This window comes from Streptomyces sp. NPDC020884 (genome assembly GCF_044333935.1).
In the GTDB taxonomy this organism is placed as follows: Bacteria; Actinomycetota; Actinomycetes; order Streptomycetales; family Streptomycetaceae; genus Streptomyces.
This window is the reverse complement of sequence record NZ_JBIRRY010000002.1, coordinates 68,635-83,641: the sequence shown is the minus strand read 5'-3', so window position 1 is coordinate 83,641 and position 15,007 is coordinate 68,635. Positions and strand designations below refer to the sequence as shown.

Sequence of the window (15,007 nt, the reverse complement as noted above, 5' to 3'; positions counted from 1 at the left end):
ACAGATTCCGTCGCGTAACCAAAAGGCAACAACGGAATCACTTGTTGGGTGCGAACCCCTCTGTCAGGATCGGCACTCAATTCACGAAGAAGCTACGCCGACCCCGCCCAGCGGGTACAGCGGCGGAGGAGAGCGTCATGAGCAACGGCTTCCAGGTTCAGGACCGCTTCGCGGAAGGTGCGCAGTACATCGGCGGCAAGCTGCTCCCCGGCACGTCCGGCAACCACCACGACGTGGTGAACCCCGCGACCGGCGAGACCGTGCTCCGCTACGAGCTCGCGGGCGCCGACGACGTGGACGCGGCGGTGGCCGCCGCCCGCGCCGCCTTCCCCGGCTGGTCCGGCGCCACCCCCGGCGAACGCTCCGAGGCACTGCACCGGTTCGCCGCCGTCCTCGCCGAGCAGGCCGACGACTTCGCGTACGCCGAGTCCCTCCAGTGCGGCAAGCCGATCAAGCTCTCCACCGAGTTCGACGTCCCCGGCACCGTCGACAACGCCGCCTTCTTCGCGGGCGCGGCACGCCACCTGGAGGGCAAGGCCGCCGCCGAGTACGACGGCGACCACACCTCCTACGTACGCCGCGAGGCGATCGGGGTCGTCGGCTCCATCGCCCCCTGGAACTACCCCCTCCAGATGGCCGCCTGGAAGGTCCTCCCGGCCGTCGCCGCGGGCAACACCATCGTCCTCAAGCCCGCCGAACTCACCCCGCTCACCTCGCTGATGTTCGCCCAGGCGGCCACCGAGGCGGGCCTCCCCGACGGCGTCATCAACATCGTCACCGGCGCCGGCAAGGACGCCGGCGAGCACCTCGTCGGCCACCCCGACGTCGTCATGACCTCCTTCACCGGCTCCACCGCCGTCGGCAAGCGCGTCGCGGAGATCGCCACCGCCACCGTCAAGCGCCTCCACCTGGAGCTCGGCGGCAAGGCCCCCTTCGTGGTCTTCGACGACGCCGACCTGGAGGCCGCCGTGCACGGCGCCGTCGCCGGGTCCCTCATCAACACCGGCCAGGACTGCACCGCAGCCACCCGCGCCTACGTCCAGCGCCCGCTCCACGACGCCTTCGTCCGGGGCGTCGCCGCCCTCATGGAGACCGTCCGGCTCGGCGACCCCTTCGACGCCGCCACCGACCTCGGCCCGCTCATCAGCCACGCCCAGCGCGACCGCGTCGCCGCCTTCGTCGAGCGGGCCCGCGGCTACGCCCAGGTCGTCACCGGCGGCGAGGGCCCCGGCGGCGACCTCGCCGACGGCGCGTACTACCGGCCCACCCTGGTCGCGGGCGCCGCCCAGGACAGCGAGATCGTCCAGTCGGAGATCTTCGGTCCCGTCCTGGTGGTGCTGCCGTTCGACACCGACGACGAGGGCATCGCGCTCGCCAACGACACCCCGTACGGACTGGCCGCCTCCGCCTGGACCCGCGACCTGTACCGCGCGAACCGCGCCACCCGCGAGATCCAGGCGGGCTGTGTGTGGGTGAACGACCACATCCCGATCCTCTCCGAGATGCCGCACGGCGGATACAAGGCCAGCGGCTTCGGCAAGGACATGTCGGCGTACTCCTTCGAGGAGTACACGCAGGTCAAGCACGTCATGTACGACAACACCGCGGTCGCCCGCAAGGACTGGCACCGCACGATCTTCGGGGACCGATAGCAGCTGCCGCGCACCTCGGGGCCGAGAGGCCCCGGCGGCCTCCCACCCGAAAGGGCACAGCGTATGGAGAGTTACGAGCCCGAGCGCCTCTCGTCCGCCCAACTGGCGGCCATGAGGCGATCCCTGAACAGCGGCAGGGGCGCCCTCACCCGCCGCTCCCTGCTGCGCGCCTCCGGCATGGGCGCCCTGGCGCTCGGCGGGGTGGCCACCCTCGGCGCGTGCGGCATCCCGCCCGCCAAGCGCGCCGACGCGGGTCTGGCCTCCGACGACCACTCGGCCAAGGAGAAGGAAGTCAGCTTCTCCAACTGGACCGAGTACATGGACGTCAGCGAGGACGAGAAGAGCCGGCCCACCCTCCAGGCGTTCACGAAGCGCACCGGGATCAGGGTCAGGTACACCGAGGACATCAACGACAACGTCGAGTTCTTCGGAAAGATCAAACCGCAGCTCGCGGCCGGCCAGAACACCGGGCGCGACCTCATATGCGTCACCGACTGGCTGGCCGCCCGCATCATCCGGCTCGGCTGGGCGCAGAAGCTCGACCCCTCGAACCTCCCACACGCCTTCGCCAACGTGTCCGCCCAGTTCCGCACCCCCGACTGGGACCCGGGCCGCGCCTACTCCTATCCCTGGACCGGCATCCCGACCGTCATCGCGTACAACGTGAAGGCGACCGGCGGCCGCAAGGTCGACTCCGTCACCCAGCTCCTCGACGACCCGAAGCTCAAGGGGCGCGTCTCCTTCCTCTCCGAGATGCGCGACTCCATCGGCATGACCCTGCTCGACCAGGGCAAGGACCCGGGGAAGTTCACCGACGCCGACTTCGACGGCGCGATCGGCCGGCTGCAGAAGGCCGTCGACAAGAAGCAGATCCGCCGCTTCACCGGCAACGACTACACGGCCGACCTGAGCAAGGGCGACATCGCCGCCTGCGTCGGCTGGGCCGGGGACATCATCCAGCTCCAGGCCGACAACCCGGACATCGAGTTCGCCATCCCGGCCGCCGGTTACATCACCTCCAGCGACAACCTCCTGGTCCCCGCGCAGGCCCGGCACAAGACCAACGCCGAGAAGCTCATCGACTACTACTACGAACCTCCGGTCGCCGCGCAGCTCGCCGCGTACATCAACTACGTCTGCCCGGTCGACGGCGTACGCGAGGAACTCGCCAGGATCGACGAGTCGATGGCCTCCAACACCCTGATCCTCCCGGACCAGGAGATGGCGGCGAAGTCCCGCTCCTTCCGCTCCCTGAGCACGGAGGAAGAGACGGCGTACGAAGAGAAGTTCGCCAAACTCATCGGCGCCTGACCCGGCACGGCCACCGGCCCGGCACAGCCACAGCCACCGGCCCCGGCACGGGCCGGTCCGCCCGGCCAGGTCACCCCCTTCCCCGAACTCCCCCCGAACACACTGGGACTGCGACCCATGACACAGCAGCAGCAGACCGCGGGCGGCGATGTCCGCCTCGCCGGGATCAGCAAGACCTACGGCTCCTTCACCGCCGTACAGCCGCTCGACCTGACCGTCCCCCAGGGCTCCTTCTTCGCCCTGCTCGGCGCGTCCGGCTGCGGCAAGACCACCACCCTGCGGATGATCGCGGGCCTGGAGGAGGCCACCACCGGCACGGTCTTCCTCGGGGACAAGGACATCACCGACCTGCCCCCGTACAAACGGCCGGTCAACACCGTCTTCCAGAGCTACGCGCTCTTCCCGCACCTGGACGTCGTCGAGAACGTCGCCTTCGGGCTCCGGCGGCGCGGCGTCAAGTCGGTGAAGAAGCAGGTCGCCGAGATGCTGGAGCTGGTCCAGCTCGGCGACTTCGCCCGCCGTAAACCGCACCAGCTCTCCGGCGGCCAGCAGCAGCGCGTCGCCGTCGCCCGCGCGCTCATCAACCACCCGCAGGTCCTGCTGCTCGACGAACCGCTCGGCGCCCTCGACCTCAAGCTCCGCCGCCAGATGCAGCTGGAGCTCAAGCGGATCCAGACCGAGGTCGGCATCACCTTCGTGCACGTCACCCACGACCAGGAGGAGGCCATGACCATGGCCGACACCGTCGCGGTGATGAACGGGGGCCGCGTCGAGCAGCTCGGCGCGCCCGCCGACCTCTACGAGAACCCGCGCACCACCTTCGTCGCCAACTTCCTCGGCACCTCCAACCTCATCGAGGGCGAGATCGTGTCCACCGGCGAGGAGCTGGTGGTGGCCGCGGGCGGCGGGAAGCTCGCCCTGCCCCGCGAGCGATGTTCGGCCTCCTCCACCGCCGCCGGCGGCCGTCTCCTCCTCGGCATCCGGCCGGAGAAGATATCCCTGGCCCACGCGGACCAGGCGGATGGGATAGCCGCCGGCCGCAACCGCGTCACCGGTCGCATCACCGACTCCAGCTTCATCGGCGTCTCCACCCAGTACGTGGTCGAGAGCCCGGCGGGCAAGGCGCTCCAGGTGTACGAGCAGAACATCGGCAGGCGTACGGGACTCCTCCCCGGCGCGGAGGTCGTCCTGCACTGGAACCCCGCCCACACCTTCGGACTCGACGCGGACCAGGACATCGACGCCGGCGTGGAGAGCGTGGAGGACGCGGCGTGAGCCTCACCGAGGCGCCGCCCGCGCCCCCTTCGCAGCCGGAGGAGCCCACAGGACCGGCGCTCCGCAAGCCCTCCACCCGCAAACGCCTCGTCCCCTACTGGCTGCTGCTCCCCGGCATCCTCTGGCTGCTCGTCTTCTTCGCCCTGCCGCTCGTCTACCAGGCCTCCACCTCCGTACAGACCGGCTCCCTGGAGCAGGGCTTCGAGGTCACCTGGCACTTCCAGACGTACGTGGACGCGCTGCGCGACTACTACCCGCAGTTCATCCGGTCCCTGCTGTACGCGGGCACCGCCACGATCCTGTGCCTGCTGCTGGGCTACCCGCTCGCCTACCTCATCGCCTTCAAGGCGGGCCGCTGGCGCAACCTGGTGCTGGTCCTGGTCATCGCCCCGTTCTTCACCAGCTTCCTCATCCGTACGCTGGCGTGGAAGACGATCCTCGCCGACGGCGGCGCGGTCGTGGACGTGCTCAACACGCTGCACGTCCTGGACGTCACCAGCTGGCTCGGCTGGACCGAGTCCAACCGGGTCCTCGCCACGCCGATGGCCGTCGTCTGCGGTCTGACGTACAACTTCCTGCCGTTCATGATCCTGCCGCTCTACACCTCGCTGGAGCGGATCGACGGCCGGCTGCACGAGGCGGCGGGCGACCTCTACGCCACCCCCGCCACCACGTTCCGCAAGGTGACGTTCCCGCTCTCCATGCCCGGCGTCGTCTCCGGCACCCTGCTGACCTTCATCCCGGCCAGCGGCGACTACGTCAACGCCGAGCTGCTGGGCTCCACCGACACCAAGATGGTCGGCAGCGTCATCCAGAGCCAGTTCCTGCGGGTCCTGGACTATCCGACGGCCGCCGCGCTCTCGTTCATCCTCATGGCGATCGTCCTGCTGGCGGTCACCTTCTACATCCGCCGCTCCGGGACGGAGGACCTGGTCTGATGCCCGTACTGCGCTGGATACGCCGGAACCTGATCGTCATCGCGGGTCTGCTGACCCTCGCGTACATGATCCTGCCGAACATCGTCGTGATGGTCTTCTCGTTCAACAAGCCGAACGGGCGCTTCAACTACGCCTGGCAGCAGTTCTCGCTGGACGCCTGGAAGGACCCGTGCGGCGTCGCCGACCTGTGCGGCTCGCTCTCCCTCTCGCTCCAGATCGCCTTCTGGGCGACGCTCGGGGCGACCGCGCTCGGCACGATGATCGCGTTCGCGCTGGTCCGCTACCGCTTCCGGGCACGCGGCGCGATCAGCTCGCTGATCTTCCTGCCGATGGCCATGCCCGAGGTCGTCATGGCCGCCTCCCTGCTCACGCTCTTCCTGAACATGGGAGCCCAGCTCGGCTTCTGGACCGTGCTGATCGCGCACATCATGTTCTGCCTCAGCTTCGTGGTGACCGCCGTCAAGGCGCGCGTGATGTCGATGGACCCGAGACTGGAGGAAGCCGCCCGCGACCTCTACGCGGGCCCCGTGCAGACCTTCGTACGGGTGACCCTTCCCATCGCCGCCCCCGGCATCGCGGCGGGAGCGCTGCTGGCCTTCGCGCTCTCGTTCGACGATTTCATCATCACGAATTTCAACGCGGGCTCCACCGTCACGTTCCCCATGTTCGTCTGGGGTTCGGCACAGCGCGGCACGCCCGTGCAGATCAACGTCATCGGCACCGCCATGTTCATCATTGCGATATCGATGGTTCTCGTCGGCCAGATCGTCGCGAGCCGACGGAAGAACAACGCTCGACCCTGAAATTCCTGAAGGAGTTGGAAACCATGGCCCCAGCTGCCATGCGTACGGCCGCCCATGCACTCTCCGGCGCCAAGCCGGTCTCCTACTGGCTCGACGACCCGGCCAGGCCCGATGCGCTGCCCGCCCTCACCGGCGACGAGCACACCGACCTCCTGGTCATCGGCGGCGGCTACAGCGGCCTGTGGACCGCGCTCATCGCCAAGGAGCGCGACCCGGACCGCGATGTCGTCCTCATCGAGGGGCACGAGGTGGGCTGGGCCGCCTCGGGTCGCAACGGCGGCTTCTGCGCCGCCTCCCTCACCCACGGCCTGGCCAACGGCCTGGAGCGCTGGCCCGGGGAGATCGCCCGGCTGGAGGAGCTGGGGGAGCAGAACCTCGACGCCATCGAGGCCGCCGTCGCCCGCTACGACATCGACTGCGCATTCGAGCGGACCGGCGAGATCGACGTCGCCACCGAGCCCCACCAGCTCCAGGAGCTGCGGGAATGGCACGAGGAGCTCCAGCGGCTCGGCATCACCGGCGTGGACTTCCTGGACCGCGACGCCCTGCGCGCCGAGGTCGACTCGCCCACCTTCCTCGGCGGGCTCTGGGACCGGCGCGGCGTCGCGATGCTGCACCCGGCGAAGCTCGCCTGGGGCCTGAAGCGGGTCTGCCTGGAGCTCGGCGTACGGATCCACGAGCACACGCGCGGCCTGGACCTGGTCCGCTCCGGCTCCGGAATGGCGGTCCGCACCCCCTACGGCCGGGTCTTCGCCCGCCGCGTCGCCCTCGGCACCAACATCTTCCCCTCGCTCGTCAAGCGGGTCCGGCCCTACACCGTGCCGGTCTACGACTACGCGCTGATGACCGAGCCGCTCAGCCCTCAGCAGCGGGAATCCATCGGCTGGAAGGGGCGGCAGGGGCTCGGCGACAGCGCGAATCAGTTCCATTACTTCCGGCTTTCCGCCGACAACCGGATCCTGTGGGGCGGATACGACGCGATCTATCCGTACGGGGGCCGGCTCAGCGCCGATCTCGATCAGCGTCCGGAGACGTTCCTGAAACTCGCGGAGCAGTTCTTCGACTGCTTTCCCCAGCTTTCCGGGCTGAATTTCTCGCACGCCTGGGGCGGCGCGATCGACACCTGTTCCCGTTTCACGGCCTTCTTCGGGACGGCCCATCAGGGACGGGTCGCCTACGCGGCCGGGTTCACCGGACTCGGCGTCGGATCCACCCGGTTCGGGGCCGACGTGATGCTCGACCTGCTCTCCGGCGAGGAGACCGAGCGGACCCGTCTGGAGATGGTCCGCTCGAAGCCGATGCCCTTCCCGCCGGAGCCCTTCGCCTGGGCCGGGATCGAGATCACCAAGCGGTCCCTGGCCCGTGCCGACAGCAACGGCGGACACCGCAATCTGTGGTTGAAGACCATGGACAAGCTGGGCCTCGGCTTCGACAGCTGACCTGGTCACGGCCGCTGTGACCCACTTCACTACCAACTGGTAGCCACAACCCGCGTCATAGTCGGCGCCGAGCCCTCTCTCGCACGTGAAGCACCGGCGGAACCCTGCCGGCGCCCACGCCAACGGGAGGCTGGTCATGACTGGCTCGGAAACGAAAGCCGCGGTCGAGTGGCTCACATCGGTGGCACCGGACCCGGACGCCTGCCGGTGGGAGTGGGAGCGCAATCCGCAGGGGATCGCGCTCCTTCCCGCCGGTCGGCGCTGGGACGTTCTGATCCTCCCGGGTGAGCTGGGGTATCCGACGCTCGACGTCCTCACCCGCCTGATCGACCGCCCGGGACCCGTCCTCGCCGACTTCGGGGAGTCCCGGATGGGCTTCTTCGTCCCGCCGGGCACCGTCTCCCGCTGGATCGGCACCGGGATCAGGGGCTGCGGCCAGGGCACCTGGATCGTCGTCCCCTATCCGGGGCGGGCCACCGGGGGAACGCGCTGGCTGGTCCCGCCGGACGGGTCGGGGACCCTCACCGACGCCGGGCTCCTGGAACTCGCGATGCACGAGGCGGCGGGCGCCGCCGCCCGGGAGGCCCGCGAAGAGCGGCCGGAGGGCTGAGCGGGCTGCCAGAGGTCTTGACAACCTCATTGGTCTGGACCATGTTGTGCGCACGCCGAACCCCGAATTCCCCCCTGCGCGGAGGCTGTTGTGGAACGCACCGGACCAATCGTCAGATTTTCCAGACTTCTGGCCGTCTGCTCGGCCGCCCTGCTCGCCGCCGGAGTCCTGGTCGCCTCGGCGCCCGCGGTGAGTGCGGCCGACGCGGACCTGATGCGCAACGGCGGCTTCGAGGCGGGCCTGGACGGCTGGACCTGCGCGAACTCCAGCGGGGCGGCCGTCTCCGCGCCCACCCGCAGCGGCGCTTCCGCGCTCAAGGCGACCCCGGCCGGCAGCGACCACGCCAAGTGCTCCCAGAGCGTCACCGTCAAGCCCAACTCCTCCTACACGCTGAGCGCCTGGGTGCGGGGCAGCTACGTCTACCTCGGGGCGTCCGGCACCGGCACCACCGACGTCTCCGCCTGGACCCAGTCCCCCGAAGCGTGGAAGCAGCTCACCACCACCTTCACCACCGGCCCCTCCACCACCTCCGTGAGCGTCTACACCCACGGCTGGTACGGCACCCCCGACTACTACGCCGACGACCTCACCCTCGTCGGCCCCGGCGGCGACCCCGTCGTGGTCCCCGCCGTCCCTGCGGGCCTGAAGACCACCGCGCTCACCTCCTCATCCGTCGCGCTCTCCTGGAACGCCGTCTCCGGCGCGAGCGGCTACCACGTCTACCGCGGTGGTACGAAGGTGGCCTCGGCCACCGGACCGTCCGCCACCGTGACGGGCCTGACCGCCTCCACCGCGTACAGCTTCCAGGTCACCGCCGCCAACGCGGCCGGTGAGTCCGCGAAGTCGGCCGCCGTCACCGCGACCACCACGCAGGGCGGCGGAGGCGGCGACCCCAAGCTCCCGGCCCGCGCACTCGTCGGCTATCTGCACTCCAGCTTCGCCAACGGCTCCGGCTACACGAGGATGGCGGACGTGCCCGACTCCTGGGACGTCGTCAACCTCGCCTTCGGCGAGCCCACCTCCGTCACCTCCGGCGACATCCGCTTCGCGCTCTGCCCGGTCGCCGAGTGCCCGAACGTCGAGTCCGAGGCGGAGTTCAAGGCCGCGATCAAGGCCAAGCAGGCCGCGGGCAAGAAGGTGCTGATCTCGATCGGCGGCCAGAACGGACAGGTGCAGCTCGGCTCCACCGCGGCCCGGGACGCCTTCGTCACCTCGGTCTCGAAGATCATCGACACCTACGGGCTGGACGGCCTGGACATCGACTTCGAGGGCCACTCCCTCTCCCTCGACACCGGCGACACCGACTTCCGCAGCCCCACCTCACCGGTGATCGTCAACCTGATCTCCGCGGTGAAGTCACTCAAGGCGAAGTACGGCCCGGACTTCGTCCTCACGATGGCGCCGGAGACCTTCTTCGTACAGCTCGGCTACCAGTTCTACGGATCCGGTCCCTGGGGCGGCCAGGACCCGCGCGCCGGCTCCTATCTGCCGGTCATCCACGCGCTGCGCGACGACCTGACCCTGCTGCACGTCCAGGACTACAACTCGGGCCCGATCATGGGCCTGGACAACCAGTACCACTCGATGGGCGGCGCGGACTTCCACATCGCGATGACCGACATGCTGCTGGCGGGCTTCCCGGTGGCGGGCGACACCGCCAAGGTCTTCCCGGGCCTGCGCCCCGACCAGGTCGCCATCGGCCTCCCGGCCTCCACCCAGGCGGGCAACGGCCACACCTCACCGGCCGAGGTCAACAAGGCGCTCGACTGCCTGATCAAGAAGACCTCCTGCGGCTCCTACCAGACCCACGGGACCTGGTCGGACCTGCGCGGCCTGATGACCTGGTCCATCAACTGGGACCGCTTCAACAGCTGGGAGTTCAGCCGGAACTTCGACGCCTACTTCGGCGGCTGACCCACCACAGGGGCGCGAGCACCAGCGGCCCCAGGCACCAACTGGCCAGCACGTCCAGCGGCCAGTGGTAGCCGTGCAGCACCAGACCGATGCCCGTCGCCGTGGTCAACAGGATCGCGGCGACGGGCATCATCCACGCCCGGGGCCAGGACGCCTCCCGCAGCCACGACGGACGCGGCAGGGCCAGCAGCACCAGGGCCGAGGCCCCGTACGCCACGGCCGCCGTCGCCGTATGGCCGGAGGGGTAGTAGTTGACCGCCTCGGTCAGCGGCCCCTGCCGGGCGGTGGCCACCTTCAGGGGGATCACCAGGGCGGGCACCGCCGCCATCGTGAGGGCCGCGTACACGGCGAGCCGCCGCGCGCCGCGCCACAGGGCGTACGCGATCACACAGGTGAGCACCGGGAGCGCCACCGGCATCCCGCCGAGGTCGGAGAAGAGCTGGGTCAGCGCGCCCGGCCCCCGCCCGAAGAGCTCCGCGCCGAGGCGCTCGTCCGGCCGCAGCAGCGGGCCGTCGACGGCGACCTGCCAGGTGATCAGCGCGAAGAGGACCGCGAGCAGACCGAGGACGCCGGAAACAAGAGGGGCCGGCCACCCGGGAACAGGGGGGGTTGTTCCGGGATGGCCGGCGAGATCGGTTCGCCGCGCGCCCCGGGGGGTGTGGGGCGGGCGGCCGTCCGATCGGTGAGGAGTCCCGGAGCCCGAGGCTCCGGTGTGCGCGAACGCACGCCCCGGACGGCGCTGGGGAAGCCCCGGTCCGGAGTCGGCCGCGGTTTCCCGCGGTCGAGGTGTTTCTCTCATCTGCAGAAACCGTACGGCAGCCGAGGGGCGGCCGACAGCCGCCGCCGCCTCCCGCCATCGCCCCCGCACACCTTCTTCACAGGCCCTCACCCGGATGCCGGACGGAAGCGGGGATACGCCCGCTCCGCCCGCATTCCGGTTCGACGGGATCAGAGCTGACCGAAAGCCTGCTCGATCAGGTCCAGGCCCTCGTTGAGCAGGTCCTCGCCGATCACCAGCGGCGGCAGGAAGCGCAGGACGTTGCCGTACGTGCCGCAGGTGAGGACCAGGAGGCCCTCGGCGTGGCAGGACTTCGCGAGCTGCGCGGCGGCCTCCGGGTTCGGGTCCTTGGTGCCGGACTTCACCAGCTCGATCGCGATCATCGCGCCGCGGCCGCGGATGTCGCCGATGATGTCGCCGTTCGGCAGCTTGGCCCGCATCTCGGCGAGGCGGCCCTTCATGACCTCCTCGATCCGCTTGGCCTTCCCGTTCAGGTCCAGCTCGCGCATCGTCTCGATGGCCCCGAGCGCACCGGCGCAGGCCACCGGGTTGCCCCCGTACGTACCGCCCAGGCCGCCGGCGTGCGCGGCGTCCATGATCTCGGCGCGGCCGGTGACGGCGGACAGCGGCAGACCGCCCGCGATGCCCTTGGCGGTGGTGATGAGGTCGGGAACGATGCCCTCGTCCTCGCAGGCGAACCACTGGCCGGTACGGCAGAAGCCGGACTGGATCTCGTCCGCGACGAACACGATGCCGTTGTCCTTGGCGAACCGGGCGATCGCCGGCAGGAAGCCCTTGGCGGGCTCGATGAAGCCGCCCTCGCCGAGCACCGGCTCGATGATGATCGCGGCGACGTTGTCCGCGCCGATCTGCTTGGTGATCGCGTCGATGGCCTGCGCGGACGCCTCGGCGCCGGCGTTCTCGGCGCCGGTCGGCCAGCGGTAGCCGTAGGCGACCGGGACGCGGTAGACCTCGGGCGCGAACGGGCCGAAGCCCTGCTTGTACGGCATGTTCTTCGCCGTCATGCCCATGGTGAGGTTGGTCCGGCCGTGGTAGCCGTGGTCGAAGACGACGACGGCGGTGCGCTTGGTGTGGGCGCGGGCGATCTTCACCGCGTTCTCGACGGCCTCGGCGCCCGAGTTGAACAGCGCGGACTTCTTCGCGTGGTCGCCCGGCGTCAGCTCGGCGAGCTGCTCGCAGACCTCGACGTACCCCTCGTACGGCGTGACCATGAAACAGGTGTGGGTGAAGTCCGCGAGCTGCGCGGAGGCCCGCCGCACGACGGCCTCGGCGGACGCGCCCACGGAGGTCACGGCGATCCCGGACCCGAAGTCGATCAGACGGTTGCCGTCCACGTCCTCGATGATCCCGCCGCCCGCACGGGCGGTGAACACCGGCAGGGTGGAGCCCACACCTGCGGCGACGGCCGCCAGGCGGCGAGCCTGCAGCTCGACCGACTTCGGGCCGGGGATGGCAGTGACGACGCGGCGCTCCTGCGGGATTGCGGTCATGAGGGGCTCCTGGGGGGTGTCTCGGACGCTCTTCTTTCTGCAGGCTAGGGGTGGGGGAGGGGTGCGGGCATGCTCCGATCGGGAGTGGTGGGGGGTGTGTCCTTGTCCTTGGCGGACAGATGGCGGGGCCTGCCCGCCGTGTCGGCGCAGTCCGCGTCCACGGCGGCCCTGACGGTCACTATCCGGGCGCGTTGCTGAACTCACCGTGTGCGCGCACTACATTGACCGGGGCAGCGGACGGACCGGCAGGTCAAGGGGGCAGTGGTTCATGGACGACGACGGCACGCGGGGCGTACGGGGATCGAGCGCGGACAGAGTCCCCGGACCGGCTCTCCCGCCACCGCCCACGACCCCGCCGCGGGTGCCGCCTCCCGCTGCCGGCCCGTACCCGGCGGCCCCGCACCCGGCCCCGCCGGTCGAACGGCGCCCGGCCCGCCCCGCAGCTCCACCGGCCGAGCAGCCTCCCCCCGGGGCCCCGCTCGACGCCTGGCTGCGCACCCCCCGCCCGCCCCAGGAACCGGGCGTCTGGCGGTACGGATACACCCCGCCGCCCCCCGAGGAGCCCGAGGGCGTCTCCGACCGGTCACTGCTGGTCGGCGCCCTGATCTCGTTGCTCTCCGCGCTGCTGCTGTGGTCGCTGTGGCGCAACGGCTATCTCCCCTACCGGCTCGTCCCCCTGAAGCTCTTCACCCCGGGGGAGTGGTGGAACCCGGGAACGTCCGGCGGGCCCCGCACCATCGAGGGCAGCGACGCCCTCACGGTGTACGAGGCGATCCTGTTCGGGCTGCTGGCCTACGGCTGCGGGCGGATCGGCAACTGGTCCGAGCTGTTCCGCCGCCATGTCGCGGGCCGGGGCCAGCCCTTCCTCGCCGTCGCGGCAGCCGTCGCGGCGGCCCTGACCCAGCTGCTCGTCTGGAAGGAGACGCTTCCGGTCGTCCGCCCGGTCCTTGTCCTGGTCGCCTCCGTCGCGGGCGGCGAGATCTACCAGAGCCAGACCGTCGTCAACGTGATCTACGGGGTGATCGCCGCCGCCGTGCTCTGGCCCTTCGCCCGGGGCGGCCGCTGGCGCGAACTGATCGCCGCCCGCCGGGGGAGCGCCGCCCCGAGGCCGGACGACGACGCGGCCCCCGCCACCACGACCTCCGCCGATCAGTGGCCCGAGCTGCGCGCGGCGGGCTGGACCGATGCCGCGGACACCCTCACCGCCGAGGTCCGCACCGGCCGCATGAACGACGTGGACGTGGCCCGGCTGCGCCACGCGTGGACCCTCGCCACCCGGCGGCCCGACCGGCTCGCCCCCCTCGCCGAGGCCGTACTGCGGACCGGCGGCGCCGCGGCCCTGCACCCCTCCGGCCACCGCGACCTGCCCCGGCGGACCGCCCGCCACGACGTGCTCACCGGCCAGGTCAGGATCGGCCGGTGCGCCGAGGACCCGCACAACCCCTATGTCCGCCGGGGCACGGGCCTCGCCCTGGAACCCGCGCTGCTGGGCACCTCCCTGCTCGCGGTCGGACCGCCCGGCGCAGGGAAGTCGGCCCGGCTGATCCGGCCGGTCGTCGAGGCCCTGGCCCTGCGCGCACTGGCCGGACAGGCCGCGGTTCTCGCCGTCGGCGGGGCGGGTGCGCCGCTCGGACCCGACGACTCCTTCGACGTCGTCGTCCGCATCGGCCACCCCGGCTCCGCCCACGACATCGACCTCTACGGCGGCACCACCGACCCCGACGAGGCGGCAGCCGTCCTCGCCGAAGGGCTCGTCGGCGATGTCGGCAGCCTCGACAGCCGCCGCGCCGCCACGGTCCTCGCCCAGTTGCTCGGCCCGTACCGCGCCGCCCACGGGTACTTCCCCTCCGTGCCCGAACTGCGCGAACTCCTCGACGGCACACCGGCCGCGCTCGACGGACTCCGTGCCTCCCTCGAAGCCGCCGGCCACCGAGCGATGCTCCGTGAACTGGACGCGCGGTCCCGGCAGGCGGGCGGCCCCGGCGACCCCGCACCGGCCCTCGCCGACCGGGTCGCCCTGCTCGACCGGCCGGCGTTCACCGGGTTCTTCGCCACCGGCCCGGACGCCCGGCCCTTCTCGCTGCGCGCGCTCGGCCAGCACCCGCTGCGGGTCCGCGTCGATCTGCCCGAACGCGGCCACGCGGAGGCTTCCCGGCTCCTCACCCGGCTGCTCCTCGCCCAGTTCACCGCGATCACCGCCGCCCGCACCGACACCGCGCTCTTCGCCTGCCTCGTCCTGGACGACGCCACCCACGCCGTGACCGCCGAGACCGTCCGCGGCATCCGCCGACTGCGCTCGGTCAACGCGGGGGTGGTGCTCGCCCTGCGGACCGTCGACGACGTTCCCGAGGCCCTGCACACCCCGCTGCTCGGTGCGGTCGGCTGCACGGCGGCCTTCTCCGGGATCACCACCTGGGACGGCAAGCGCTTCGCCGAGGCCTGGGGCAAGGAATGGGTCGAGACCCGCGAGGTCGCCCAGCACACCGTCTTCGCCGACCAGCCGTTCACCCGCGCCCTGCACGCCCTGCGCAAGCTCGTCACCGGCAAGGCCGTGACCACGGACGCGGTGACCGTGCGGCAGGTCGAGCGGGAGCGCTGGTCGGCCTCGGAGCTGGCGTACGCGGTCCCGGCCGGCCACGCCGTCGTCCGACTGGCGAATGTCGAGGGCGAGCACGCCCCCCCGCTCCTCGTCCACCTCGACGCCTGAGAACCCCGCCCCCGCCCCGAGACCCCCTACCCGGGAGTAGTGGAGAAGGGCCGCCGGGAGCGGTGAGAG

At 71.0% G+C, this 15,007-nt stretch carries 11 protein-coding genes; 9 read left to right on the top strand and 2 right to left on the bottom strand.

The window, feature by feature from the left end; translation table 11 throughout:
- The first annotated feature begins 137 nt into the window (after positions 1 to 137).
- From ACH4UK_RS07195 to ACH4UK_RS07160, 8 genes are all read left to right on the top strand, one after another.
- Entirely contained in the window at positions 138 to 1,652 is a 1,515-nt protein-coding gene (locus ACH4UK_RS07195; protein WP_398355014.1) for a gamma-aminobutyraldehyde dehydrogenase, read from the top strand.
- Between the two features lie 63 nt (positions 1,653 to 1,715).
- Positions 1,716 to 2,963, top strand: a complete 1,248-nt coding sequence (locus ACH4UK_RS07190; protein WP_398355013.1) for a PotD/PotF family extracellular solute-binding protein — start codon at positions 1,716 to 1,718, stop codon at positions 2,961 to 2,963.
- Positions 2,964 to 3,080: 117 nt separating this feature from the next.
- Positions 3,081 to 4,238, top strand: a complete 1,158-nt coding sequence (locus ACH4UK_RS07185) for an ABC transporter ATP-binding protein (protein ID WP_398355012.1) — start codon at positions 3,081 to 3,083, stop codon at positions 4,236 to 4,238.
- The gene (locus ACH4UK_RS07180) at positions 4,235 to 5,176 is read left to right on the top strand and encodes an ABC transporter permease (RefSeq protein ID WP_398355011.1); all 942 of its coding nucleotides are present in this window, start codon (positions 4,235 to 4,237) and stop codon (positions 5,174 to 5,176) included. Before ACH4UK_RS07185 ends, ACH4UK_RS07180 begins: the two co-directional genes overlap by 4 nt.
- Positions 5,176 to 5,979, top strand: a complete 804-nt coding sequence (locus ACH4UK_RS07175; RefSeq protein ID WP_398355010.1) for an ABC transporter permease — start codon at positions 5,176 to 5,178, stop codon at positions 5,977 to 5,979. Before ACH4UK_RS07180 ends, ACH4UK_RS07175 begins: the two co-directional genes overlap by 1 nt.
- A gap of 23 nt (positions 5,980 to 6,002) precedes the next feature.
- Positions 6,003 to 7,418 (top strand): NAD(P)/FAD-dependent oxidoreductase, encoded by a 1,416-nt coding sequence (locus ACH4UK_RS07170; RefSeq protein ID WP_398355009.1) that lies wholly within the window; start codon positions 6,003 to 6,005, stop codon positions 7,416 to 7,418.
- Positions 7,419 to 7,554: 136 nt separating this feature from the next.
- A complete protein-coding gene (locus ACH4UK_RS07165; RefSeq protein WP_398355008.1) occupies positions 7,555 to 8,028 on the top strand; it encodes a hypothetical protein in 474 nt (157 codons plus the stop codon).
- Between the two features lie 90 nt (positions 8,029 to 8,118).
- Positions 8,119 to 9,942 (top strand): chitinase, encoded by a 1,824-nt coding sequence (locus tag ACH4UK_RS07160; RefSeq protein WP_398355007.1) that lies wholly within the window; start codon positions 8,119 to 8,121, stop codon positions 9,940 to 9,942.
- Here the strand turns inward: ACH4UK_RS07160 and ACH4UK_RS07155 are convergent.
- Together ACH4UK_RS07155 and gabT are read right to left on the bottom strand one after the other, a co-directional pair.
- Positions 9,908 to 10,741 (bottom strand): phosphatase PAP2 family protein, encoded by an 834-nt coding sequence (locus tag ACH4UK_RS07155; protein WP_398355006.1) that lies wholly within the window; start codon positions 10,739 to 10,741, stop codon positions 9,908 to 9,910. The two genes, ACH4UK_RS07160 and ACH4UK_RS07155, sit on opposite strands and share 35 nt — an antisense overlap.
- A 149-nt stretch (positions 10,742 to 10,890) precedes the next feature.
- Complete coding sequence (gene gabT, locus ACH4UK_RS07150; RefSeq protein ID WP_398355005.1) at positions 10,891 to 12,231, bottom strand: 4-aminobutyrate--2-oxoglutarate transaminase; 1,341 nt, start codon at positions 12,229 to 12,231, stop codon at positions 10,891 to 10,893.
- A 268-nt stretch (positions 12,232 to 12,499) separates the two neighbouring features.
- Between gabT and ACH4UK_RS07145 the strand changes: the two genes are divergently transcribed.
- Positions 12,500 to 14,938, top strand: coding sequence for an ATP/GTP-binding protein (locus tag ACH4UK_RS07145; protein WP_398355003.1), 2,439 nt, complete (start codon positions 12,500 to 12,502; stop codon positions 14,936 to 14,938).
- Positions 14,939 to 15,007 lie beyond the last annotated feature (69 nt).

Excerpts from the sequence above, each read along its gene's own strand:
- ACH4UK_RS07195 (WP_398355014.1), top strand. The coding sequence starts at position 138 with ATGAGCAACGGCTTCCAGGTTCAGGACCGCTTCGCGGAAGGTGCGCAG.
- ACH4UK_RS07190 (WP_398355013.1), top strand. The coding sequence starts at position 1,716 with ATGGAGAGTTACGAGCCCGAGCGCCTCTCGTCCGCCCAACTGGCGGCC.
- ACH4UK_RS07185 (WP_398355012.1), top strand. The coding sequence starts at position 3,081 with ATGACACAGCAGCAGCAGACCGCGGGCGGCGATGTCCGCCTCGCCGGG.
- ACH4UK_RS07175 (WP_398355010.1), top strand. The coding sequence starts at position 5,176 with ATGCCCGTACTGCGCTGGATACGCCGGAACCTGATCGTCATCGCGGGT.
- ACH4UK_RS07170 (WP_398355009.1), top strand. The coding sequence starts at position 6,003 with ATGGCCCCAGCTGCCATGCGTACGGCCGCCCATGCACTCTCCGGCGCC.
- ACH4UK_RS07165 (WP_398355008.1), top strand. The coding sequence starts at position 7,555 with ATGACTGGCTCGGAAACGAAAGCCGCGGTCGAGTGGCTCACATCGGTG.
- ACH4UK_RS07155 (WP_398355006.1), bottom strand. The coding sequence starts at position 10,741 with ATGAGAGAAACACCTCGACCGCGGGAAACCGCGGCCGACTCCGGACCG.
- gabT (WP_398355005.1), bottom strand. The coding sequence starts at position 12,231 with ATGACCGCAATCCCGCAGGAGCGCCGCGTCGTCACTGCCATCCCCGGC.
- ACH4UK_RS07145 (WP_398355003.1), top strand. The coding sequence starts at position 12,500 with ATGGACGACGACGGCACGCGGGGCGTACGGGGATCGAGCGCGGACAGA.